The 24,182-nt window shown below is 67.4% G+C and carries 20 protein-coding genes; 11 read left to right on the top strand and 9 right to left on the bottom strand.

The annotated features are described in order from the left end of the window. The first annotated feature begins 61 nt into the window (after window positions 1-61). Complete coding sequence (gene cml / locus V6V88_RS15150; RefSeq protein ID WP_338615452.1) at window positions 62-1,249, top strand: CmlA/FloR family chloramphenicol efflux MFS transporter; 1,188 nt, start codon at window positions 62-64, stop codon at window positions 1,247-1,249. 29 nt (window positions 1,250-1,278) lie between these two features. Here cml and V6V88_RS15145 read toward each other — a convergent pair whose 3' ends face one another. The 7 genes from V6V88_RS15145 to V6V88_RS15115 all read right to left on the bottom strand — a co-directional run bounded on the left by V6V88_RS15145 (window position 1,279) and on the right by V6V88_RS15115 (window position 9,228). Continuing rightward, window positions 1,279-2,499 carry an MFS transporter gene (locus V6V88_RS15145; RefSeq protein WP_338615451.1) on the bottom strand — a complete coding sequence of 407 codons (1,221 nt, stop codon included), beginning with the start codon at window positions 2,497-2,499 and terminating at the stop codon, window positions 1,279-1,281. A 105-nt stretch (window positions 2,500-2,604) separates the two neighbouring features. Then, complete coding sequence (gene map / locus V6V88_RS15140; RefSeq protein WP_056318211.1) at window positions 2,605-3,396, bottom strand: type I methionyl aminopeptidase; 792 nt, start codon at window positions 3,394-3,396, stop codon at window positions 2,605-2,607. Continuing rightward, on the bottom strand, window positions 3,397-3,642 hold the full coding sequence (locus tag V6V88_RS15135) for a ParD-like family protein (RefSeq protein WP_056318213.1): 246 nt from the start codon (window positions 3,640-3,642) through the stop codon (window positions 3,397-3,399). Window positions 3,643-3,716: 74 nt separating this feature from the next. Continuing rightward, window positions 3,717-4,436, bottom strand: coding sequence for a DUF2894 domain-containing protein (locus V6V88_RS15130; protein WP_338615448.1), 720 nt, complete (start codon window positions 4,434-4,436; stop codon window positions 3,717-3,719). Continuing rightward, complete coding sequence (locus V6V88_RS15125; protein ID WP_338615447.1) at window positions 4,426-5,076, bottom strand: OmpA family protein; 651 nt, start codon at window positions 5,074-5,076, stop codon at window positions 4,426-4,428. Before V6V88_RS15125 ends, V6V88_RS15130 begins: the two co-directional genes overlap by 11 nt. Continuing rightward, window positions 5,073-8,369 carry a DUF802 domain-containing protein gene (locus V6V88_RS15120; RefSeq protein WP_338615446.1) on the bottom strand — a complete coding sequence of 1,099 codons (3,297 nt, stop codon included), beginning with the start codon at window positions 8,367-8,369 and terminating at the stop codon, window positions 5,073-5,075. The genes V6V88_RS15125 and V6V88_RS15120 overlap by 4 nt, the downstream gene beginning before the upstream one ends. A gap of 10 nt (window positions 8,370-8,379) precedes the next feature. Next, on the bottom strand, window positions 8,380-9,228 hold the full coding sequence (locus tag V6V88_RS15115; protein ID WP_338615445.1) for a DUF3348 domain-containing protein: 849 nt from the start codon (window positions 9,226-9,228) through the stop codon (window positions 8,380-8,382). A 186-nt stretch (window positions 9,229-9,414) separates the two neighbouring features. Here V6V88_RS15115 and V6V88_RS15110 point away from each other — a divergent pair, with 186 nt between their 5' ends. From V6V88_RS15110 to fhuE, 4 genes are all read left to right on the top strand, one after another. Further along, window positions 9,415-9,993, top strand: coding sequence for a M23 family metallopeptidase (locus V6V88_RS15110; protein ID WP_081101038.1), 579 nt, complete (start codon window positions 9,415-9,417; stop codon window positions 9,991-9,993). A 68-nt stretch (window positions 9,994-10,061) separates the two neighbouring features. Next, a complete protein-coding gene (locus tag V6V88_RS15105; RefSeq protein ID WP_338615443.1) occupies window positions 10,062-11,291 on the top strand; it encodes a helix-turn-helix domain-containing protein in 1,230 nt (409 codons plus the stop codon). 31 nt (window positions 11,292-11,322) lie between these two features. After that, window positions 11,323-11,967, top strand: a complete 645-nt coding sequence (locus V6V88_RS15100; RefSeq protein WP_338615441.1) for a glutamine cyclotransferase — start codon at window positions 11,323-11,325, stop codon at window positions 11,965-11,967. Between the two features lie 104 nt (window positions 11,968-12,071). Then, a complete protein-coding gene (fhuE, locus tag V6V88_RS15095) occupies window positions 12,072-14,267 on the top strand; it encodes a ferric-rhodotorulic acid/ferric-coprogen receptor FhuE (RefSeq protein WP_223575828.1) in 2,196 nt (731 codons plus the stop codon). A gap of 12 nt (window positions 14,268-14,279) precedes the next feature. Here the strand turns inward: fhuE and V6V88_RS15090 are convergent, their stop codons facing one another. Further along, a complete protein-coding gene (locus tag V6V88_RS15090; protein WP_056318235.1) occupies window positions 14,280-15,209 on the bottom strand; it encodes a LysR family transcriptional regulator in 930 nt (309 codons plus the stop codon). Between the two features lie 119 nt (window positions 15,210-15,328). Between V6V88_RS15090 and V6V88_RS15085 the strand changes: the two genes are divergently transcribed. The 6 genes from V6V88_RS15085 (at window position 15,329) to V6V88_RS15060 (ending at window position 23,404) form a co-directional block, all read left to right on the top strand. After that, the gene (locus V6V88_RS15085) at window positions 15,329-16,675 is read left to right on the top strand and encodes a D-serine ammonia-lyase (protein ID WP_142054960.1); all 1,347 of its coding nucleotides are present in this window, start codon (window positions 15,329-15,331) and stop codon (window positions 16,673-16,675) included. A 48-nt stretch (window positions 16,676-16,723) separates the two neighbouring features. Next, entirely contained in the window at window positions 16,724-17,704 is a 981-nt protein-coding gene (locus V6V88_RS15080) for a tripartite tricarboxylate transporter substrate binding protein (RefSeq protein ID WP_338615436.1), read from the top strand. Between the two features lie 12 nt (window positions 17,705-17,716). After that, complete coding sequence (locus V6V88_RS15075; RefSeq protein ID WP_338615434.1) at window positions 17,717-19,240, top strand: amidase family protein; 1,524 nt, start codon at window positions 17,717-17,719, stop codon at window positions 19,238-19,240. 300 nt (window positions 19,241-19,540) lie between these two features. Next, complete coding sequence (locus V6V88_RS15070; RefSeq protein ID WP_062840984.1) at window positions 19,541-20,668, top strand: TRAP transporter substrate-binding protein; 1,128 nt, start codon at window positions 19,541-19,543, stop codon at window positions 20,666-20,668. A gap of 127 nt (window positions 20,669-20,795) precedes the next feature. Then, window positions 20,796-21,419, top strand: a complete 624-nt coding sequence (locus tag V6V88_RS15065) for a TRAP transporter small permease subunit (protein WP_062840983.1) — start codon at window positions 20,796-20,798, stop codon at window positions 21,417-21,419. Continuing rightward, window positions 21,416-23,404 carry a TRAP transporter large permease subunit gene (locus V6V88_RS15060; protein ID WP_338615433.1) on the top strand — a complete coding sequence of 663 codons (1,989 nt, stop codon included), beginning with the start codon at window positions 21,416-21,418 and terminating at the stop codon, window positions 23,402-23,404. Before V6V88_RS15065 ends, V6V88_RS15060 begins: the two co-directional genes overlap by 4 nt. 170 nt (window positions 23,405-23,574) lie before the next feature. Here the strand turns inward: V6V88_RS15060 and V6V88_RS15055 are convergent, their stop codons facing one another. Beyond that, entirely contained in the window at window positions 23,575-24,063 is a 489-nt protein-coding gene (locus tag V6V88_RS15055) for a DUF6882 domain-containing protein (protein WP_062840981.1), read from the bottom strand. Between the last annotated feature and the right edge of the window lie 119 nt (window positions 24,064-24,182).

Below are 24,182 nucleotides of genomic sequence, written 5' to 3'. Positions count from 1 at the left end.
TTCATTCAGGTCAAAACAGGCAGATCGCCGCCAGATCTTTTTTCTGTGCGGAGGCTTTCTCATGCCTGTCAAATCTGCGCCTGCGTGGGCGCATTCCCTGCCATATTCCCTGGTCCTGATGGCCCCCTTCGATCTGCTCGCATCGTTGGCCATGGACATTTATTTGCCGGTAGTGCCGTCGATGCCGGCCGCGTTGGGCGCCGTTCCCGCGCTCATTCAATTGACGCTGACCCTTTACATGCTGGTGCTGGGTGTGGGCCAGTTGATATTCGGGCCGCTGTCGGACAGGGTTGGTCGGCGGCCGGTCGTGCTGGGCGGCGCGGCGACGTTTGCCGTGGCGTCCTTCCTGCTGGCGGGCGCTAGTGGGGGCCACGCGTTTCTCGGCCTGCGGATCCTGCAGGCGCTGGGCGCATCGGCAGCGCTGGTGGCCGTGTTTGCCACGGTCCGCGATGTGTACGCGGACCGGCCGGAAGGCGCCAGCATCTATGGATTGTTCAGCGCGATGCTGGCGTTCGTGCCGGCTGTCGGTCCGATACTTGGGGCGGTCGTCGCGCTTGCGTGGGGATGGCGCGCGATCTTTCTCTCGCTGGGCGTATTGGCGTCGCTTGCGCTTATCCATGCCTGGCTGCGATGGCCGGAGACCCGGCCGGCGGCTGGCGCGCCGCAAGGCCGGCGTGTCCTGACCATTCTCGGCAGCCTCTCCTTCTGGGTCTATACCGGCGGGTTTGCAACCGCGATGGGCGCGTTTTTCGTGTTCTTCTCGATTGCGCCGCGCATATTGATCGGCAGAGCGGGGTGGGGCCAACTGGCATTCAGCCTGGCCTTCTCGTCAGTCGCGCTGGTCATGATTTTCGCGACACGCTTTATCGGGACGTTGGTCAACCGGTGGGGCATTGCCGGCTGCTTCGTCCGTGGCGTCTGGGTCATCGCAGGCGGGGCGGGTGTGCTGGCGCTGTCATCGGGGCCGGTCCCACCCGGGTTCACCGCCGTCGTCCTACCCATGTGGCTGATCGCCGTGGGCATTGTGATGGTGGCCGGCGTAACGGCCAACGGCGCACTCGAAGGCTTCTCGGACGTGGCCGGGATGGCGGTGGCGTTGTACTACGGCATCCAGAGCGTGATCGTCGGCGGCTTGGGGACGTTGGTGGTGCTGATACTGGATGGCGACACGGTCTGGCCTTTGGTGGCGTATTGCCTTGTCATGTGCTGCATCAGCCTGGGGGGACATGCCGTCCTGAAGCGCCGATGACGGGCGCAACCTCAAGACTTCCCCCGGCCTCAGGACGCCACCGGCTCCGGCTGCCTTTTCAACCGCAGCACCGGCGACGTGAACAGCACGGCGAACTGGATGAAGAAGCCGGCGGTCGATACCCAGAGGCAGGCTTCTACGCCGAACTTCGCAGCCAGGGTGGCGCCGATCAGCGCGCCAATGGGCCGCGCGCCGAAGTTGGCCGTCACGATGACGGATGACACTCGGCCCAGCAAGGCGTTGGGCGTGACCGATTGGCGCAGGGTGGTCGTGGTGATGGTCCACAGGATGGGCCCTGCGCCGAACAGGAAGAAGCCCGCGGCCGCGCAGGCGCCCGACGGAAAGGCCAGCGTCGTCAGCAGGATGCTGCTGGCCAGCAATGCGGATAGCGGTCCCGCGCCGATCATCGCGCCGAACGACAGCCGGCGCGCGAGCCACGGTGCAGCCAGCGCGCCGGCCAGCATCCCCGCGCCGTAGATGCCCAGCGTGATGCCGACGCCCGCGGCCGACAAACCAAGCCGATCCACGGCGTAGGCAACGTAGATGGCCAGCAGGACAAACCACGCGGTATTGAAGAAGAGGGCGGTCAAGAGAACCGGTCGCAACAAGGGATGCGTGGCGACGAATGCCGCGCCTTCGCGCAGTTCGGTCAGCGGATGGCGCCGCATGGCGGGCTTGGGCGCATCTTGCGGCAGGCCGGCAAGAAACACGGCGGCCAGCAGCGACAGCGTGGTGGCAAGCACGTAAGCGGTGGATGCGCCCATCCACCCGACCAGCGCGCCGCCCGCGGCCGGACCGGCAGAAAAGGCGGCGCTGCGCGCCAGCTCCAGCCAGCGGTTGGCGTTGGACAGTTCGGCAGGTGGAACCAGCCTGGGCACCAACGCGGGGGCCGCGACGTTGTAGGCGACGGTGCCCACCGCCCCGGCAAAGCCCAGCGCCGCCAGCCATTGCAGGCTGAGGCCGCCCGTCCACAAAAGCGCCAGCAGTGCGATCAGGCTTGCCGCGCGCACGCATTCGGCGCCAGTCATGAGGGACCGGCGCGACATCCGGTCGGCCAACACACCGGCGGGCAGGGAAAGCAACAGGAACGGCAGCGTTTGCGCGGTCTGCAGATAGCCGGTCTGCGCCGCGGTGGCGCCCAGGGTCAGCACGGCATACAAGGGCGCAGCCGCCAGCGCGATCTGCTCGGAGAATTGCGCGGCAAGGTTCGACGCCGCAAGGCGGCGGAAGGCGGAGGGCAGGGCGGGCATGGGAAGGGAGCGGCGGGCGCCGCGCAAACGGCAAGGGCACGATGTTGATCGTACCCTTGCGGCCCCGCACTCCGGTCCTTGCTGTGCGGCAAGGACGCGCTTCGGTCAGGGAATGGGCGGGTAGTCGCCGAAGCCGTCAGGCCAGGTGGTCAGCACGTCGTAGCCTGTCTCGGTGACGACGACCATGTGTTCCCATTGGGCCGACAGCGAGCGGTCCTTGGTGACGACGGTCCAGCCGTCGGGCAACTGCTTGGTCTGCGGCTTGCCGGCATTGATCATGGGCTCGATCGTGAACATCATGCCGGGCTGCAATACCAGGCCTTCTCCAGGCCGGCCATAGTGCAGCACCTGCGGATCGTCGTGGTAGATCTGGCCAATGCCGTGGCCACAGTATTCGCGCACGATGCTGAAGTGCTCGCGGTGCGCGACGGTCTGGATGGCGTGGCCGATATCGCCCAGCGTGGCGCCGGGCTTGACGGCCATGATGCCGGCGCGCATGGCTTCATACGTGGTGTTGACCAGGCGGCGCGCCAGCGGGCTGGGCTGGCCGACGTAATACATGCGGCTGGTGTCGCCGAACCAGCCGTCCTTGATGACCGCGACGTCAATGTTCAGGATGTCCCCGTTCTTGAGCACCTTGGCCGACGGAATGCCGTGGCAGATTACGTGATTGACCGACGCACAGATGGTCTTGGGAAAGCCGTGGTAGCCCACGTTGGCGGGCGTGGCTTTCAGCACGTTGACGATGTAGTCGTGACAGACGCGGTCAAGCTCGTCGGTGGTGACGCCGGGGCGAACGTGTTCGCCGATCATGTGCAGCACTTCGGCCGCCATGGCGCCCGCCTTGCGGGCCATTTCGATGTCGGCGGCCGATTTGATGGAAACCTTCTTGGCCATTTATGCGGCCTCCTGCTGCGCGGGCTGCGGCAACCCTTGCGAGAGGGAGGCGATGGTGAAGCCTTCGGCCTGGTCGATGCGGATCAGCAATTGGCAGATGTCGGCATGGCGCAGTTCGGGATAGAGCTCGGAGAGCATGCCGATGCGCATCCAGTGTTCGGCCTGCGAATTGATGGAGCGGCTGAGGGCGCCGCTGGCGACGCGCAGGTTCTCGTGCATCTGCTCGGAAATTTTGACGATACCCATGGTGGATGTGTTCCATATATGTTTCGTATATGGAACGTATCGTACTGCGTCGAGCCGCCGCGTGCAAATCGGCCTCAGGCGGATTCCTTGCTTTCCTTGGCTGGCTTGCGGGGCTTACTGCGCGCGGACTTCTTGGCGGCGCCGGCTCGGGGCGCTTCCTTGGGCGCCGGGGCGGCTGCCGCGGTCATCTGCTCCATCCACATCAGCGCGTCCGTGTACGACAGGAACTGCTGCAGGTAACCGGGCGACATTTCGCGCATCAGGGAGAGCGCGCGGTGCACGAGCTGATTGGAGTTGAGCGGGCCGGCGTTCTTGTGGACCTGTTCCTGCGACTGGCGGACTTGCCGGTCGGCGCTGAAGCGCGACCAGAGCGTCTGGAATTCGTCGAGAAGGGGCAGCTCGGGATAGGCGGCGCGCAGGTTTAGCGGGTCGAACCGCCCGGCGCACGCGCGGTCGCCTTGCGCGTCCGCAGCTTGCGGTTGGCCGGCTGCACCGGGGTTGTCCAGGTAGGCGACCAGGCCGGCGAGGGGGCCGCATTCGGGGGCAGGCGGTGGGCCAGGGGGGGCCTCGGCGGCGCCCGCGTCCGTCAGAGCCGATTCGTACGCCTGGATCAGTTCGGCCAGCCGCCCATCAAGCCGCTCGCGGACGGGGCCGTCATACGCGGCCGCGCGGCGTGCCAGCGCGTTGATCAGATGAAAACGCAGCGGGTCGGCGCGGTCGGCGCCGCTGGCGCGCCAGCCGTCCAGCACGGCGCGCGGGTCCAGGTCCGCCCCGCGGCTGCCGTCACTGCTCACCGGGCTTACCCGCTTCGTTCGAGGGTTTGGGGATGGGCGTGATTTCGACGCGCCGGTTCTTGGCGCGGCCTTCCTCGTCCGCGTTGGACGCAACCGGCTGCTCGGCGCCGAAGGCCGCGGCAAAGACCATTGACGACGATACGCCTTCGTCAATGAGGGCCCGCGTCACGGTGAGGGCGCGCTGCGCGGAAAGATCCCAGTTGTCGGCAAAGCGGCGGTTGCCCTCGCGTACCTGCTGGTCGTCGGTGAAGCCGCTGACCATCAGGATTTCGTTGTGGGTCTTCAGGTAGGCGGACAGCGGTTCGATCAGGCTTTTCAGGATCTCGCGGCCTTCGGGTTGAAGCTGATCGGAGTTCAGGGCGAAGAGCACGCTGCCGCTGATGCCGATGCGGCCGTTCACGAGCGTCACGCGGCCAGCGGCAAGCGGGCCGGCCAGTGCCTGTTCCAGCGTCTCGCGGCGCTGCGTTTCTTCCTGGCGCTGCTTGACCTCTTCCTCAAGCTGCGTCGACAACTGCAACTGCACCGCGACGACGCTGACCAGGATGAGGACGAAGGCGCCCAGCAGCACCGACATCAGGTCGCCAAAGACGGCCCAGGCCGGCGCCGTCGGCTCCACGCCGCCGTCGATATCCTCGCTCATGCCGTTTCCGCTCCGGCCGCGGCGCGCTGGGCGGCGAGCTGCTGCAGGTTCTCGATGATCTGCTTTTGCGACATGAGGCTCAGGTCGACGACCTCACGGGCCTGCGCCACGTAGTAGGACAGTTGCTCGTCGCCGCGCGCGATGGATTTGTCCAGCGCCGCCTCGATGCGTTGCAGCTGCGCCGTGAGCTTTTCGTTCGATTCGCCGAAGGCCTGCACGGCGGCGCCGAAGGATTCGCCCAGGCTGGCGACCTCGACCGCGCTGCTGGTGACCAGCGAGGCCACTTCGGTCAGCTTGCCGGTTTCGGACTCGACCTTGTCGGTGAACTGCGCGCCCACGCGTTCCAGCATGTCCGCCGACGACGCCACCAGGGCATCGACGGCCGTGCGCTGCTCGGCCGCGGTGTGGTTGACGGCGTCCAGCAGCGTGCCGAGCGTCTCGAGCAGGCGGTTGCGCTCTTCGAGCATGTCGTTGTCGCGCACCATGCTGTCCGACAGCTTCTGGCGCAGCTCGCCGATGACTTCGGCGGCGGCGCGCGGCGCCTCGGACGCGGCCTGGACCAGACGGCCGATCTCGGCGATGGTTTCGCTGGCGTGGGCCTGCGTTTGCGCGGTGATGTCCTGCGCAGTGAGGCTGAGGGTGTCGCAGATCTCTTGTTGCAGGCCGGCTGCCTGCGCGCCTGCCTGCTGCCATTCGGCGCGCAGCGCATTGGCCATGTCCGCCAGCTTGGCCGTCCAGGCGGTCAGGCGTTCCTCGTCGTTGGCGGCCAATGCTGCTTGCAGGGCGGCATGCGATTGTTCCAGCGTCTGCAGCAGCTCGGCCGAATGCGCGCCGAAGGCAGCGGACGCGGTTTGCAGCGCGTCGCGGTTGTCGTCGGCCAGTTGCTTGCCGACCGTTTCCTGGCGGGTCTGCGCGTCTAGCCAGGCTTGCGTGACGCCGCCGGCGGCCGTCTCCAGGCGAGAGGATACGGTTTCCAGAAGCGCGGCCTGTTGCTGCGTCTGGGCGGTGATGTCGCGGGCGGTCTGGCTGAGCGCGTCGCTGATTTCCAGCTGGCGCAGGGCGGCCTGCGTGCCGGCCTGTTCCCATTCTTCGCCCAGCTTGGCGGCCATCGCCGTCAGCGAGCCGGTCCAGGCGGTCAGGCGTTCTTCGTCGCGCGAAGCCAGCGCGGCCTGCAGGTCGGCGTGCGACTGGTCCAGCGTGCGCAGCAGCGCGTCGGCATGCTGGCCGAAGGCGGCCGCCGCCGTTTCGAGGGCGCGCTGGTTGTCGGCGGCCAGTTGCTTGCCCAGGTCTTCCTGGCGGGTCTGGGCGTCCGTCCAGGCCTGCGTGACGCTGCCGGCCGCCGTTTCCAGGCGGGTCGACACGTCTTGCAGCAGCCGGGCCTGCGCTTCGGTCTGGCCGGCGATGCCGCGGGCGGTCTGGGCGAGCGCGTCGTTGATTTCCTGCTGGCGGGCGACGGTGTTCGCGCCGGCCTGTTCCCAGTCCTGGCCCAGCTTGGCGGTCATGGCGCCCAGCGTGTTGCTCCACACAGCAAGGCGTTCTTCGTCGCGCGCGGCCAGGGCGGCCTGCAATTCGGTGTGCGACTGGTCCAGCGTGCGCAGGAGCGATGCGGCGTGTTGCTCGAATGCTGCCGTGGCGGCTTCCAGCGCGGCCTGATTGCCGGCGGCCAGCTTGCTGCTGGCTTCTTCCTGGCGGGCAAGCGCGCGGGTCCATTGGTCCGACACGCCGTTGGCGGCGGCCTCCATGCGGGCCGACACGCCTTCAAGCAGGGCAGCCTGCGCGGCGGCTTGTTCGGCAACGTCGCGCACGGTCTGAGCCAGGGTGTCGTTGATTTCCTGCTGGCGGACGGCGGCCTGCGCGCCGGACTGCTCCCATTCCTGGCGCAGCGTGGCGCCCATCGCGCCCAGCGTTTCGGTCCAGGCGGCCAGACGCTGCTGGTCGCGCGAGGCAAGGTCGGTTTGCAGCGCGGCGTGCGATGCGTTCAGGGTGCGCAGGAGCGACGCCGAATGCTGCTCGAAGCTGGCGGCTGCGGCGGTGAGGGCCTGAAGGTTGTCGCCGGCCAGTTTTTCGCCGGCCTGCTGCTGGCGCGACAGCGCTTCGGTCCAGGCTTGCGACATGTCGCCCGACGATGCCTCCAGACGTGCCGACACGCTGTCCAGCAGGCTGGCCGAGCGTTGTTCGAAGGTCTGGGCAAAGCGGTCGAGCGATGCGCGCAGGTCTTGGGCCATGGCCTCGCTGGCGCGTTGCTGGCCAGCGACCGCCTGGCTCCAGATGCCGGCGACGTCCGTCGTTGCGGCTTGCAGGCCTGCCGTCAGGCCTTCGAGCTGCTGGCGCACGGCTTGGGCGACGGTGTCCTGCAGGGTGGCGGTTTCGCGGGACAGGCTGTCCATCGTGGCCTGCACGACAGGCTGCAGGGCCTCGCCGGCAGAGCGCGCGCTTTGCGCCACGCTGTCTTTCATGGACTGTTCCATGACGGACGCCAGCCGGGCGTAGGCGGCTTCGGCCTTGCCCTGGAATGCTGTCTGGCTGGCGATCTGGCGTTCGTTCAGCGCCTGGTTCTGCTGTTCCATGCTCTTCATCATGGATTCCAGCTGGCCGACGATGGCGGGCATGGCTTCGGCCTGCCGCTGCATGATCTCGGCCTGGCGCTGGAGCAGCTTGAAGGATTCTTCGCGCTGGTAGCCTTGCGAGTACACGCGCAGCGTGGTCGCGGTCTTGGTATCGAGAAGCTGCGCTGCGTGGACGCGGTCGCGCCGCGACAGCGCGGCCAACAGGCCCAGCATGGCGGACGCGGCAACGCCGGCGATCGAGGTGCCGAAGGCAAAGCCCAGACCCTTGACGGGGGCAGCCAGCGACGCGCGGATCGCGGCCAGATCGGTCGAGCTTTCAAGCGCAAGGCCAGTGCCGCGCAGCGTGACGACCATGCCAAGAAAGGTGCCCAGCATGCCCAGAAGGACCAGCAGGCCCACCAGATACGGCGTGAGCGACGGGCCGGGCAGGCCCAGGCGCTCGCCTTCGATGCGCAGGCGCACGGCGTTGCGCAGTCCGGCCGGAAGCTTGTCCAGCCAGGCGCCAAGGCTGCCCGGCGCTTCGTTCAGGTCTGATACGGCGCGCGTCAGCGACGACGTTGCCTGCTGGTAGCGCAGCAGTTCAAGCGCGCCCGCCAGGTAACAGACGCCGATCAACAGCGTTACGGTCAGCGCCAGCGGGTTCGTACCCGCGTAACCCGCGCCGATCCAGCCCACAACGGCCAGTCCGGCCAGGAAAACCACGATATTGATCAGATTCTTGGACATAGTGTCCTAATTAGCTGGTGCGAAGGGCGGCGAGCAGCCCTTCGACCGGTTGTAAACGAACATCCAATTCGGCCAGCAGAACGGCGCGCATGTCGGCGCGGAACGTGTCCAGCCACGCGCCGGCGGTAATGGCCGGGGCGGGCGGCGACGTCCCGGCCTGCGCGGCGTCAACGGCGGGCGCCTCGGTATCGCCTTGCACGTTGGCCGCCGCATCGGCCGGCGCGCCCGGTTCAGCCACGGCATGCTCCGCAGCCTGCGCCAGCGCCGCTTCCTCGGCCTTGCGCAGGCGGTCGAAGTGCGCCTGCAGCAGTTTCGGGATTGCGCCCAGCAGGGCCCGCTCCTTGGGCAGCAGCGCGCGGTCCATAATCGCGTCCACGACGGCCAGACGCGTCCATTCCCCGTTGCGGGCGGCCACCATTCCGCGCAGCCGGCTGCGCAGGTTGCCAATGCTGGTTTCCATCGTGTGCTGCAACGACAGATACCGCTGGCGAAAGCTCGAATAATCGAACTCATGCTCGGCCAGGACGGCCGCCAGCTTCTTGGCGGGCGCCCGAGCCGGGGCAACCCGCTTGGCGGCCGTGGCCGCCGTGTCGCTGGCGATGGCGTCGGCAAGCGTGGTGCGCACCCGCACGCATTCGCGTTCTTCGGCGCTGCTGAACATGCGGGCGCCGGGCGCAATCACGGGCGGAGCGGTATTGAGCGCCGCCGACAGGGCGATCGCGTCCGTCCAGCCAAGCCATTGGCTCAGATGGTCGGATAGCGACTGCCTGGACTGCTGGACTTCCGCGTCCGTCAGGCGAGTCAGCAAGCGAATGAGCGTCGGGCCGCTTAAACCTGTGCGCTGGGGGGCTTGCAACATACCACCAGAGTCAAAAAGGGGGGAGTTTACACGCTGCGACGGCCCCGGAGGCCCTGTCGGGACGCCCGGACCGGGGACAAGGCACAAAATGGGGTCGCATCATGGCCGGCGCGTCGCCGCTTCCGCAACACTGTGTCGCCACCCGGCGGGCAGGAACCCTCGGCCCGCCCGTCCGTCGAACCCTGCATGGATGCCCGCACCCCCTGGCGATTTACCCGACGACTCCTCATGCTTGCCGCGCTGGCCGCCTTGGCGGTTTGGGCCTGGCCGCGCCTGCCCGAAGCGGCGCGCGCACCCTGGCACATGGCGCGGCTTTCCTGGCAGGACGCGCCGCTGTCGTTGCCCGTACCCGTGCAGGGCGTCGCGCCCCGTCGGCTGGCCGACACCTGGGGCGCCGCGCGGTCGGGCGGGCGCACGCATCAGGGCATCGACATCTTCGCCAAGCGCGGCACGCCCGTGCTGTCGGCAACCGAAGGCGTGGTCACGCGCATCGGCGAGAACACACTGGGCGGCCAGGTGGTCTGGGTGATGGGGCCGGGCCGGCAGATGCACTATTACGCGCACCTGGACGGATATGCGGATATCCGCCGCGGCCAGCTTGTCGCGCCGGGCGACGTGCTGGGCTTTGTCGGCAATACGGGCAACGCCAAAGGCACGCCGCCGCATTTGCACTACGGCATCTATGCCGGGGGCGGGGCGCTCAATCCCTATCCGCTACTGATCTCGCCCGGCGGTTCCCCCATGCCGGTGTCGTCCCCGCAATAACCGCGCGGCGCGCCGGTGTAGATTTGTGTCCTGGCCAGAACAAGGGGGCACGGCGTGGCGCACTTTCCATGGACTTTCTGATCTCGGCTGCGGCGCGCGCGCTGGCGGCGGGCGACCCGCTGGGCGCGTTGAACCACGTGGCGCTGCGTGGCGACGCGCCCGCGCTGGCCTTGCGCGGCATCGCCATGGCGCAGCTGGGCGACCTGGCGCGCGCGCGTAGCCTGCTGCAAGGCGCCGCCCGCGCTTTTGGGCCGCGACAGGCTGTGGCGCGGGCCCGCTGCGTCGTCGCCGGGGCCGAAATCGCGCTGGCTTCGCGCGACCTGGGCAATGGCGAGAAAGCGCTGGATGCCGCGCGCGCCACGCTGCAGGCGCACGGCGATGTGGTCAATGCGGCGCATGCCGGCCACCTGGCGGCTCGCCGCCAGTTGCTGCTGGGGCGTCTTGACGAAGCCGAGCGCACGCTCGCCGGATTGGACGTGGCCGCGTTGCCGTGGGCGTCGCGGGCCATTCATGAACTCATCGTCGCGGGCATCGCCATCCGCCGCCAGCAGGCTGCGGCAGGCCGGGCCGCACTCACGCGCGCGGCGCAGTGCGCCGGCCAGGCAAGCATCCCGGCGCTGATGGCGGAAGTGGAACACGCCGCACAGGCGCTGGACACGCCGGCGGCGCGGCGCATCGCACCCGACGGCGAAAGGACCCTGTCGCTGGACGAGGTCGAGGCGTTGCTCGCGTCCGGCGCGCTGGTCGTGGATGCCTGCCGGCACGCCGTGCGCGCAGCGCAAGGGACCGTCGCGCTGGCCGGCCGCCCCGTGCTGTTTGCGCTGTTGCGGGTGCTGGCGCAAAACTGGCCCGGCGAGGCGACGCGCGAGGCGCTCATCGCCCAGGCCTTTCGCACGCGCTATTTCGACGACACGCACCGCGCGCGCCTGCGCGTCGAAATGGGCCGTCTGCGTGCCGTGATCGGCCCACTGGCCGGCGTGCAGGCCACCCGGCACGGCTACGCGCTCAAGCCCCGTGTGGCGAGCGACGTGGCGCTGCTGGCGCCCGCGGGCGAGGAATCGGATCCGGAGGCGGGCGCACTGCTTGCCTTTCTGGCCGACGGCGAGGGCTGGTCGAGTTCGGCGCTGGCGCTGGTCGTCGGGTCCAGCCAGCGCACCGTGCAGCGCGCGCTTGAGACGCTGGCTGCGGCCGGTAAGGTGCAGGCCTTCGGCCAGGGGCGCGCGCGGCGCTGGATGCTGCCGCCCGTGCCGGGATTCACGACAAGCTTGTTACTTCCGGTGATTCTGCCGGGCCATTAGCATGAACGGACCCCTACAAAAGGAAGCCGACATGAATCGATCTCAAGCCGAAATCCTGCGTGAATATGGTCCGTTCCCCGGTGTCGATGCGGTCCACGGGCTGACGTACGACTGCGAACAGGTGTGGTTTGCCACGGGCGACCGCCTCGTCGCCATGGACCCCGTGACCGGACAGACCTCCCGCGCGCTCGACATCACGGCCAACGCGGGCACGGCCTTCGACGGCACCTATCTCTATCAGATTGCCGATGGCCACATCCAGAAGGTGGACCCCTCGAGCGGGGAAATCCTGTCCACGATCCCCGCGCCGGGCGGCGAATGCGTGTCCGGCATGGCGTGGGCCGAAGGCAGTCTGTGGGTGGGCGCCTACCGCGACCGCAAGATTCACCAGGTCGATCCCGCCACCGGCAAGGTGCTGCGCACGATTGATTCCAACCGCTACGTGACGGGCGTGACGTGGGTGGACGGCGAGCTGTGGCATGGCACCTGGGAAGCGGAAGAAAGCGAGCTGCGGCGCCTGGAACCGCGCACCGGGCAAGTGCTGGAGGCCGTGGAGATGCCGGCGGGCGTGGGCGTGTCAGGACTGGAATCCGACGGCCGCGGCACGTTTTATTGCGGAGGCGGCGAGAGCGGCAAGGTGCGGGCGGTGCAGCGCCCCGCAAAAGCGTCCAGTTGACCCTCAACAATGGGAAAAATACAACATTAGTGGATATGAGAAGTATTTGCATTTAAACTTCGTGCCGATTTGTCACTCTTATTCCAATTCGGTAGGAAGCCACAATGCAAGATCAGAGACGCGTCGCGCGCGGCCCCCTCGTTCACCCTCGTTTTGTGCTGCGCCGCACGTCGGCGATGGTTTTTCTGGCGTTGGCCTCGGCAGGCGCGGTCGCGCAGGAGGCCGCTGTCGCCACGCTGCCGTCGGTGCAGGTGGTGGGCGACACCGCCAACGCGAACACGACCGAGGGAACCGGTTCCTACACGCCGCGCGCCACGGCGGCCAGCACCGGGCTGTCGCTGTCGCTGCGCGAGACGCCGCAGTCGGTCACCGTCATGACGCGCCAGCGCATGGACGACGAGGACATGCGCTCGCTGGCGGACGTGATGGCCAGCACGCCCGGCATTTCGGTGCAGAACTTCGATAGCGAGCGCTACACCTTCAATTCGCGCGGCTTCAGCATCACCAACTACATGTACGACGGCGTGCCCACGGCGTTCGACGTGGGCTATTCGGCGGGCGAGTCGTCCGTCGACCCGATCATCTACGACCGTGTGGAAGTCGTGCGCGGCGCCACGGGCCTGATGACGGGCGCGGGCAATCCGTCGGCCTCGATCAACCTGGTGCGCAAGCACGCCGACAGCCGCGAGTTCAAGGCGGACCTGAGCGCGAGCGTGGGCACGTGGGACACCTATCGCGCCACGGCAGACCTGTCCACGCCGCTCAATGCCGAGGGCAGCGTGCGCGGCCGCATCGTGGCGGCGTACCAGGACAACCATTCGTTCCTGGACTACTACCAGAACAAGAAGAAGGTTTTCTACGGCGTGGTGGACGCCGACCTGACCTCGCGCACGACGCTCAGCGTGGGCTACAACTACCAGGACAACGAGCCAAAGGGCAGCACGTGGGGCGGCTTTCCGCTCTGGTACGCGGACGGCGGGCGCACCGATTGGCGCCGGTCGCTGAACACCGGCGCGCGCTGGTCCTCGTGGGGCAGCACCACGCAGGGCGCGTTTGCCAGCCTGGAGCATCGCTTCGACAACGATTGGCGCGTGCAGGCCGTGGGGTCGTATTCCAAGAATGAAATGGACGGCAAGCTCTTGTACCTGTACGGCTGGCCGGACCGGGAAACCGGACTGGGCATGGGCGCCTCGCCCGCCTGGTATCTAGGCGATCGCAAGCAGAACGCGCTGGACTTGAAGGCAAACGGCCCGTTCACGCTGTTTGGCCGCCGCCACGAAGCCGTGGTGGGCGCAAGCTTCAACCGGCAGAAGGGCGACTTCAACTACCGGTCTGCCATCGGCGCCGCCGCCGTGGGCAATTTCCTGGACTGGGACGGCTCGTATCCTGAACCCGGCTGGAACGATTCGATCATTGCCAACCGCTACACCACCACGCAGACCGGCTGGTACGGCGCGCTGCGCCTGAACCTGGCCGACCCGCTCAAGCTGATCGTGGGCGGGCGCTACAGCACCTGGAAGACCAATTCGGTCGGGTTTGGCGGCGAAGGGCGCACCGAGTTCGACAAGAACGACTTCACGCCATACGCTGGCCTGCTGTACGACATCAATGACACCTACACGGCGTACGTCAGCTACACAGGCATCTTCAATCCGCAGACCTATCAGGACCGCAACGGCAACTGGCTGGACCCGCTGGAAGGCAAGTCGTACGAAGCCGGCATCAAGGGCGAATGGCTGGACGGCCGCTTGAATGCCAGCGCCGCCGTCTTCCAGATCGACCAGGACAACGTGGCGCAGGCGGATCCCGGTCAGATGGTGCCGGGCACGACCAACCAGGCGTACACGGCGGCGCAAGGCACGCGCAGCCGCGGGTTCGATCTGGAACTGTCAGGCGAAGTGACGCCGGGCTGGAACGTGGCGGCCGGGTGGTCGCACTGGACCGCGCGCGATGGCGACGGCAACGCGATCCAGACCGACCAGCCGCGCAGCCTGGTGCGCGTCTTCACGACCTACCAACTGCCGGGTGACTGGAACCGCCTGACGGTGGGCGGGGGCGTGAACTGGCAAAGCCACGTTTACACCATCGCCAGCGGCCCCAACGGCGACGAGCGCGTGGGGCAGGGCAGCTATGCCGTGACCAACCTCATGGCGCGCTACCGTTTCAACCGCAATCTGTCGGCGCAACTGAACGTGAACAACGTGTTCGACCGCAAGTACTACAGCCAGATCGGCTTCTACAGCCAGGGCGCGTGGGCCGCGGGTCGCAGCGCGATGCTGACGATGCGCTACCAGTACTGATCGCACGCGCGCCTAGGCGGGGCCGATCGGCCCCGACGCCGCCCGCGCGGCCTCGGCGATGCTGGCAATGAAGGCCTTGGCGGCTTCCGGCATGATGCGCCCGGCCAGTGTCTGCACCTCGAAGTGGCGCTCGTTCATCTCGCGGTCGCGCAGGGGCACGGCGACGATTTTTCCCCACGCCAGGCGGTTGCGGATCGCCAGTTCGCCGCAGAAGGCGACCCCGCCGCCCGCGCTGGCAAAGCCGACCAGCGCGTCGATGCTGCGGCTGGTGAACGCCGGCTCGCAATGCAACTGCTGGCGGCTGCAGCTGATGTCGATCAGCTGGCGCAGCGTGGAATCGGGCGTGGGCAGCGCAAGCGGATACGCCATCAATTGCGCCAGCGCCAACTCGCGGCGGTCGGCCAGCGGATGTCCGGCCGAAAGGATCGCGCGCACCGGCGCGGGCACGCGCGCTTCCACCCGGATATCGCGCTGCGACGTCAGGCTGAGCGTGACGCCGATGTCCGCCGAGCCGTCCCGGATGCGCTGGGGAATCTCCTGCTGCGAGCAGACATCCAGCGAGAACCGGATACCGGCGTAATGCTGCCGGAACGCCGCGATGGCGGCGGGGACGAATTCCGACGCATAGCCCTCGGTGCTGACGATGCGCACATGACCCTGGCGCAGCCCGCGCAGCGCCAGGATGTCGCCCGCCACGCGCTCCACGTCCTGCTGCATGCGCTTGGCGTGCGCGGCCAGCAGTTCGCCGGCGGCGTTCGGGACCATGCCGCGCGCACGGCGCTCGAACAGCAGCGTGCCCAGTTCGCGTTCGACGCGGGCAATCTGCCGGCTGACGGCCGACGGGGCGACATCCAGGCGGGCGGCGGCTTCGCTGACCGAGCCGGTGCGCACGACTTCCAGGAAATAGCGCAGGGAAATCTCCTGCAGGACGCGAGGGTTCATGGTGGGATCCAAGGTTTGCGGAAAGCGCAAAGAAGAATTCTAACCATTGATATTGCTGCAAAGCGTCGGCCGCCTCTAGGATGTGGGCATTCCTTGCGCTCTCATTCGCTAGCACAGCCATGTTTCAATCCGACGCTCCCTCCAAATCCCCCGTTCTGGATTCGCTCCGTCAAGCAAAGCCGGTGCTGTGGACCGGCCCTGAAACGCGTGCGGCTGCTGGGCCGGGCGCGCACTTCCTGATGGACCAGGTGCTGTCCGCGCAAGAGCGCTTTGCGCGGTTCGCGCCGCTGTTGGCGGAATTGTTTCCCGAGCTGGCCGCAACGGGCGGCGTGATCGAGTCGCCGCTTTTGCCCGCCGCCGCCATGCAGGCGGCCATGGGCCTGCCGCAGGACGCGGGCCGGTTGTGGATCAAGGCAGACCACGCGCTGCCGGTGGCCGGGTCGATCAAGGCGCGGGGCGGGATCCACGAGGTGCTGGAATTTGCCGAATCCTTGGCCATGCGTGAGGGTGTACTGCGCCAAGGCGACGACTACCGCAAGCTGGCCGGCCCCGAGGCCCGCGCCGTGTTCGGCCGTTATCAGGTCGCCGTGGGGTCCACGGGCAACCTGGGGCTGTCGATCGGCGTGATCGCGTCGGCGCTGGGTTTCCGTTCGGCGGTGCATATGTCGGCCGACGCGAAGGAATGGAAAAAGGCGCGGCTGCGCGCGCGCGGGGTCGAGGTCGTCGAGCACGCGGGCGACTACGAAAAGGCCGTGGCCGCGGGCCGGGCGCAGGTCGAAGCGGATCCGTTCGGTTATTTCGTGGACGACGAGCGGTCGGCGTCCCTGTTCATGGGCTACGCCGCCGCCGCGCTGCACCTGCGCGTGCAATTGGGCGAAGCTGGCGTGCGTGTGGATGCCGAGCATCCGCTTTTTGTCTACCTGCCTTGCGGCGTGGGCGGGGCGCCGGGCGGCATCGCGTTCGGCCTGACGCAGCTTTTCGGCCCCCACGTGCATTGCTTCTTTGCCGAGCCGGTGCAGTCGCCGTGCTTCCTGGTGCGAATGATGGCGGGCCGCGGCGAACTGCCTGGCGCGCCGGCGTCCGCATCGGTGTACGACGTGGGTCTGACCAACGTGACCGAGGCCGACGGCCTGGCGGTGCCGACGGCCTCCGAACTGGCCTACGCGGCCGTGGGCGCGCAACTGCGTGGGGTCTACACGGTGGAAGACGACACCTTGTACGCGGACCTGGCGCGCGTAAAGGACAGCGAAGGCCTGCGCATCGAACCGTCCGCCGCCGCGGGCTTCAGCGGCCCCCGCCATCTGTGCGGCACCGATGCCGGCCGGGCGTGGCTGCGGGCGCAGGGCCTGCAGGCGCACCTGCCGCAGGCCACGCATCTGGCCTGGACGACGGGCGGGCTGTTCGTGCCCGACGAAGAATATGACCGATTCCTGAGCCGTGGGCGTTCGCTCACGGCCGGCAACTAGGCGCCGGCAGACGCGCCGCATCTCCACCACCTACCATCGAGCACCGCCATGAAAACCTCGTTTCTTGCAGTCAGTCTCGCTTTTGCCAGCACCCTCGGCGCGGCCGCGCCCGCCGCGGCCCAGGACGCCTATCCCTCGCGTCCGCTCACGATGATCGTCCCGTTTCCGCCGGGGGGCGCCACGGACGTGCTGGGCCGCGTGGTGGCCCAGAAGCTGGGACAGGAACTGGGACGCACGGTCGTGGTGGAAAACCGCGCCGGCGCGGGCACGGTGATCGGCGCCAGCTACGTGGCCAAGGCCGCGCCCGACGGCTATACGCTGCTGGTGAGCTCGGGCACGACCTTCACGGTCAACCCGGCCATCCAGGCCCACCTGCCGTATGACCCGGTCAAGAGTTTCGAGCCCATCGGCATCGTCGGCCGCACCGGCCTGGCCCTGCTGGCCAACCCCAAGGTGCCGGTCAAGGACCTGAAGGAGTTCGTCGCGTACGTGAAGGACCCGGCGCATGACCAGCCCCCGTACGGCTCGTTCGGCACGGGCACGACCGCGCATTTCGTGGGCGAGGCGTTCATCTCCGCCGCCAAGCTGAAAATGACGCACGTGCCGTACAAGGGCAGCGCGCCCGCGATGACCGACCTGATCGGCGGCCAGATTCCTTTCTCGGTCGACACCGTGGCCGCAGCGTTGCCGCAAAGCAAGCAGGGCAAGGTCCGCGTGCTGGCGGTGTCCAGTCCCAAGCGTTCGGCCTTCCAGCCCGACGTGCCCACGTTCGCCGAACAAGGCTATCCCTCGGTCGCGATGGACACGTGGCTGATGGTCGCCGCGCCGCGCGGATTGCCCGCCGACGTGAAGACGCGTCTGGAGCAGGCGCTCAAGGCCACGGTGGAATCGCCCGAAGTGGTCAAGAGCCTGGAGGCGCAAGGCTTTGAGGCCGCCTTCGCCAGCGCCGCGGAAGGCGAGGCGCTGATCCAGAAGGAACTGCCCATCATGCGCGAAGTCGCGCAACGGGCCAACATCAAGATCGACTGAAGGAAGACGACGATGGCTTTGGACGACTCCCTGGTATCGCTGACCGCCGTTGAATTGCGGCGCATGATCGGCGCCCGCCAGCTTTCGCCGGTGGAACTGCTGGAAGCATGCATCGCGCGCATCCAGGCCGTGAACCCGTACATCAACGCCGTCACCGCCACCGCCTTTGAGCGGGCGAGGGCGGAGGCCCGCGCGGCCGAGCGTGCGGTGATGGCGGGCGAGCCGTTGGGCCTGCTGCACGGTTTGCCGATGGGGGTGAAGGATCTGGAGCCCACGGCCGGCGTGCTGACCACCTACGGTTCGCCTCTGTATCGCGGCCACGTGCCGGACGAGGACATCGAGCTGGTCGCGCGCCTGCGCCGCGCCGGGGCCATCGTCGCCGCCAAGACCAACGTGCCCGAGATGGGCGCGGGCGCCAACTCGCGCAACACGGTGTGGGGCGCCACCGGCAACCCCTTCAATCCCAACCTGAATGCGGGCGGCTCGTCGGGCGGTTCGGCCGCCGCCCTGGCCAGCGACATGCTGCCGGTCTGCACGGGCTCGGACACGGGCGGCTCGCTGCGCATTCCTGCGTCCAAGTGCGGCGTGGTCGGATTCCGGCCGTCCCCGGGCATCGTGCCCAGCGTGCGCAAACCGCTGGGCTGGACGCCGATCTCGGTGGTGGGACCGATGGGCCGCACCGTGGCTGACGCCTGCCTGCAGATGGCGGCCTCCGCCGGACCGCACGCTGGCGATCCGCTCAGCTATCCGCTGGATCCGCTGCAATTTTTGAACCCCGGCATCGCCGACCTCGGCTCGCTGCGCGTGGCCTACACCGAAGACTTCGGCGCGTGCGACGTGGACGACGGCATCCGCGCCACCTTCCGCGAAAAGATCGCGGCCATGCGTCATCTGTTCGCGGCCTGCGATCCGATCGACCTGGATGTCGGTGAGGCCCATCGATGCTTTGACGTGCTGCGCGCCGAGGCCTTCGTGGCCGGCATGCGCGACGCGTACGAGAAGGATCCGTCCAGCCTCGGCCCCAACACCCGCGCCAACTTCGAGATGGGCGCTGCGATGAGCCTGAAGGACTGCGCATGGGCGCAGGCCGAGCAGACACGCCTGATCAAGCGTTTTCAACGCGCTTACGACGATTACGACCTCATCCTTTCGCCCACGACGCCCGTGTCGCCCTTCCCGTGGACGCAGTTGTACGCGGACAAGATCAACGGCGTCGCCCAGGAGAACTATTACCGCTGGCTGGCGCTGACCTACGTCGTCACGCTGACCACGCACCCGGCGCTCACGTTGCCTTGCGGGCGCGATGCGAACGGCATGCCGTTCGGCCTGCAGATCGTGGGCCGCTTCCGTGGCGACCTTCAGGTGCTGGCCGCGGCGCAGGCGATGGAGCAGGCCTTCGCGGGCACGGACGCGCTGCGTCGTCCGCGCCCCGACCTGGCCGCGCTGCGCCCGGCCGAACCGGCGCTGACGTCGATCGTGAAGGCCCCGCCGCTCCTCGATGGCGGCGGTGAGGCGGGGTCGGTGTCGGCGGTGTAGCGCACCGTCGTCACGCTGCGGGCCTCGCACGGGGCCGCGCCTAGTCAGCAACAAGGCCAGCACGCCGCAACACGCGGTTTGCTGGCCTTTCGCTATTACGGCCTAGTCCGTCTTCTAGGGTTATTCCTGACTAAAAGCTGATTGTCAGCCGTTTGTCAGGCAGGTTTAATCACTCCAAAGTTGCGCATCAGACGCATCAGACGGCAGACGAAAGCCCACCGCAGGCCGTTCGCGCCGCACCCTTGCAGCCGTAGTAACTACACGCTGGTCCATGTAGTCCACCCCAGGAGACAACAAGCCATGCAACACGTTACAAAGCCCCGCCGCCGCAAGTTCATCTCCGGCGCCGCCGCCGCCGGCGCCGTGGCGCTAGGATTTCCCGCCGTCACCAAGGCGCAGAACGCGCCCATTTCCTTCAGGTTCCAGAGCACCTGGCCCGCGAACGACATCTTTCACGAATTCGCCCGCGACTACGCCAACAAGGTCAACGAGATGGCCGGCGGCCAGTTGAAGATCGAAGTGCTGCCCGCGGGCGCCGTGGTCAAGGCGTTCGATCTGCTGGACGCGGTTTCGGCGGGCACGCTGGACGGCGGCCACGGCGTGGTGGCGTACTGGTACGGCAAGAACACGGCCGTGGCGCTGTGGGGGTCGGGTCCGTCGTTCGGGATGGATGCCAACATGCTGCTGGCCTGGCACGAATACGGCGGCGGCAAGGAGCTGCTGGTCGAGATCCAGAAGGCGATGGGCGTGAACGTGCAGTCGCTGATGTACGGACCGATGCCGACCCAGCCGTTCGGATGGTTCAAGCGGCCTGTCACGAAGGTCGAGGACGTCAAGGGCGTGAAGTTCCGCACCGTGGGCCTGGCCATCGACATGTACACGGCGATGGGCGCGGCCGTGAACGCGCTGCCGGGCGGTGAAATCGTGCCGGCGCTGGACCGGGGGCTTCTGGATGGGGCGGAATTCAACAATGCCTCGTCGGACTTGGCGCTGGGCTTTCAGGACGTGTCCAAGATCTGCATGCTGCAGAGCTTTCACCAAAGCGCCGAACAGTTCGAGGTGCTGTTCAACAAGGCAAAGTACGACGCCTTGCCGGAACACCTGAAGCACATCCTGAGCTATGCCGCGCAGGCCTCCAGCGCGGACATGTCCTGGAAGGCGGCGAACCGCTACTCGCAGGACTACATCAAGCTGCAGAAGGATCACAACGTCAAGTTCTACAAGACGCCGGACGCGATCCTGCAGCAGCAGCTCAAGATCTGGGACGAGATGATCGCCAAGCGGTCGGCCGAGAACCCGCTCTTCAAGAAGGTCCTGGATTCGCAGCGCGCGTTCGCCGAGCGGGTGGGGCGCTGGCACGGCGACACCACGGTCAATTACCGCATGGCTTACAACCACTACTTCTCGCGCAGCACCAAGCCAGCCTGACGCGGTTTCACGCAGGCCAAGCGCGCCGCCGAGCCGGCGCGCGGCGCCTCGCCATGCGTGTCCAGGGCCCGTGCGCGTCGGCGGCAGGATAGCCGCTGCGTGAGCGGGCCCGACTCCAGGACCCTCGATGATCCGAATCGTACGTTTCATAGACAGCATTTCCACCCTGGTGGGCAAGACTTTTGCCTGGCTGATCGTGGTGCTGACGCTGCACGTGTGCTGGGAAGTTGCCGCACGCTACATCCTGAACCAGCCCAGCGCCTGGGCCTTCGACCTGCAGATGATGTATTACGGGATCCTGTTCATGATGGCGGGCGCCTACACGCTGGCCAAGAACGGGCATGTGCGCGGCGACATCCTGTACGGCTTTCTGCCGCCGCGCGTGCAGGCCGGCCTGGACCTGCTGCTGTTCATCGTCTTTTTCTTTCCCGGTGTGATCGCCCTGGTGTGGGCCGGCTGGTATTACGCCGGCTATTCCATCGCCATCCGCGAACATTCGTCGCTGATGGCCAACGGTCCGCCCATCTATCCCTTCAAGGCCTTCATCCCCGCCGCCGGCGCGGTCCTGCTGCTGCAGGGCGTGGCCGAGGTCATGCGCTGCATCCTGTGCCTGAAGCAGGGCGCCTGGCCGTCGCGCGAAGAGGACGTCGAGGAAGTGGACGTCGACAAGCTCAAGCAGATGGTGCACGTGAAGGACGAAGACATCGCCCAGCTTGATCGTTACGTCACACCCGGGGAGTCAAAGCGATGAAAGTCCACAAGGCTTTGTGGTTCGGCCTGTCGTGCATCGCGCTGGTGCTCCTGATGATCGCGTTCCTCACCCCGTGGGACAACCTCACCACCGGTCATATCGGGCTGCTGATGCTGGCCCTGATCGTGGTGGCGATCATGCTGGGCTTTCCGACCGCGTTCACGCTGATGGGCATGGGCGTGCTGTTCACGTTCCTGGCGTATTACATGCAGAGTTCGGACCCGGGGCGGTCCCTGGGGCAGACGCTGGATCTGATGGTACAGCGCACGTACGCCACCATGACCAACGACTCGCTGATCTCGATCCCGCTCTTCGTGTTCATGGGCTATCTGGTCGAGCGCGCCAATCTCATTGAAAAGCTCTTCCGGTCGATGCACCTGGCGCTGGCGCGGCTGCCGGGCGCGCTGGCGGTCGCAACGCTGGCCACCTGCGCCATCTTCGCGACGGCCACGGGGATTGTCGGGGCGGTGGTCACGCTGATGGGGCTGCTGGCGATGCCCGCGATGCTCAAGGCCGGCTACAGCGTGCGCCTGACGGCCGGTTCCATCACGGCGGGCGGATGCCTGGGCATCCTGCTGCCGCCATCGGTGATGCTGATCGTGTATGGCGCGACCACCGGCGTGTCGGTGGTGCAGCTGTACGCGGGCGCGCTGTTTCCCGGCATCATGCTGGCCATCCTGTACATGGTCTACGTCATCATCGTGGCCAAGCTGCGGCCCGACATGGCGCCGCCGCTGCCCGAGAACGAACGCGGCGTGCCGCTGCCGCCCGGGACGGCGGCGCTGGCGGCCGGGCCCTACACGCGCGCCGTGTCCGGCATGCTGGCCGCAATGTTCAAGGGCCGGCGCAACAGCGCGGTGTCGTTCGGGTACCTGACGCGCAACATGGCCATGGCGTTGACGCCGCTGGTCGTCACCGTGTTGATGCTGGCGGTGGTGCACCACGCACTGACCAAGCCGCCCGAGGTCTACGAGATTCCCGCTGAATTGCGCCTGGGCTCCAGCGACTTCGATTCCGGATCGGGGTTGAGCGAGCCGCCCGTCGATGGGCTGGCCGAGCCGCCCTCCAACGACCTGCCCGAACCGCCGTCGAACGAGCTGGCCGAGCCCCCTGGCAGCGCGCCCGCGGCGTCCGGGCTGAGCGAGCCGCCCGGCACGCCCGCCGCCCAACCGCCGGCCGGCGCCGCAGCACCCGCGCAATCCGGCGCTGCCGCCGAGGCCGAACCCCGGATCGCTGCGCCCACGGGCTTCTGGATCTTTGCCGGCATATGCGCGGTGATTCTGGCGGTGTTCTACGCCGCGCTGACGTGGGCGCGGCTGGAAATCTTCAAGATGCTGATGGGCTCGTTCTTCCCGCTGGCGGTCATGATCGCGGCCGTGCTGGGGTCGATCGGCTTTGGCCTGGCCACCCCCAGCGAGGCCGCCGCGATGGGCGCGATGGGCGGGGCCTTGCTGGCGCTGGCCTATCGCAGATTGAACCTGCCGGTGCTGCGCGAAGCGGTATTCCTGACGGCCAAGACCAGCGCCATGGTCTGCTGGCTGTTCGTGGGCTCGTCCATCTTCTCGGCGGCGTTCGCCCTGTTGGGCGGACAGCGCATCATCGAGGAATGGGTGTTGTCCCTGGGCCTGACGCCGATCCAGTTCCTGCTGCTGGCGCAGATCATCATCTTCCTGCTCGGCTGGCCGCTGGAATGGACCGAGATCATCGTGATCTTCATGCCGATCTTCGTGCCGCTGCTCAATACGTTCGGCATCGACCCGCTGTTCTTCGGCCTGCTCGTGGCGTTGAATCTGCAGACCGCGTTCCTGTCGCCACCGGTGGCCATGTCGGCCTTCTACCTGAAAGGGGTGTCACCGCCGCACGTGACGCTGAACCAGATTTTCCTGGGCATGATGCCGTTCATGGGAATCCAGGTCGTCGCCATCTTCCTGTTGTACATGTTCCCGGGGATCGGCATGTGGCTGCCGACGGTGCTGTACCGGTAAGACGCGATACGGTGTCTGACACCCGCGAGACGTCGTCGCACATTGACGACGCGCTTGCCTGGGTGTCAGACACCGACTTTTTCAGCGATGCCGCACCGGTGTCTGACACCCTGGGGAGATGATCGTCAGCCTGCAACAGCGTCTCAACGGGTGTCAGACGCCTTGAATTTTTACTGCCCGGACGCCGCCGACAGCGACACCTGGCCGAACGTCATCCACACCTGCGCGGTATCCGATGCCTGCGCGCGATACGTGCCGGAGGCTTCGCCCAGACGCATTGCGACGGCGGCGAACTCCCAGGCCTGGGCGTCATCGCAGATGATCTTGCGCGTGGTGTAGGCGGTCAGGCCGTGCGCGCGCCCGAAGGCCAGCGCCAGTTGGGCGTGTTCAGCCAGCTCGGCCGGGACGGACGGGTGATCCCAGCCCCACAGGAAACTGCCGTCGTCGCTGTTGGACGTGCCGATGATCTGCACCGGCGCGCTAGCGACAGCGCCGCCGGGAAGCTGGAACACGATGCGCTCGCTGTCCATGTCCACTGACCACTGCTCCGCCTCATCCAGATGCCAGGTCACGCAATGCGCCGCCGTGGCGGCCTGCATGCCTTCCATGCTTTGGGCGATGAAGGCCTGGACGTCGAAGGGCGTGGGGATGTCGGACATGCTGCGGGATTCCTTGATGGGTGAAGGGTCAGCATGATAAGCCAGTCTGGTTCCCAGGAGTCGCGAGCCTGAGTACCTCGGTGTCGCGTGGGTAGTGCGTCTCGAGGTCCGCAGGCACG

Source organism: Achromobacter sp. E1, assembly GCF_037039475.1.
Taxonomy (GTDB): domain Bacteria; phylum Pseudomonadota; class Gammaproteobacteria; order Burkholderiales; family Burkholderiaceae_B; genus Achromobacter; species Achromobacter mucicolens.
The sequence above is the reverse complement of the archived record's forward strand: the minus strand, read 5'-3'. Positions and strand labels throughout refer to the sequence as shown.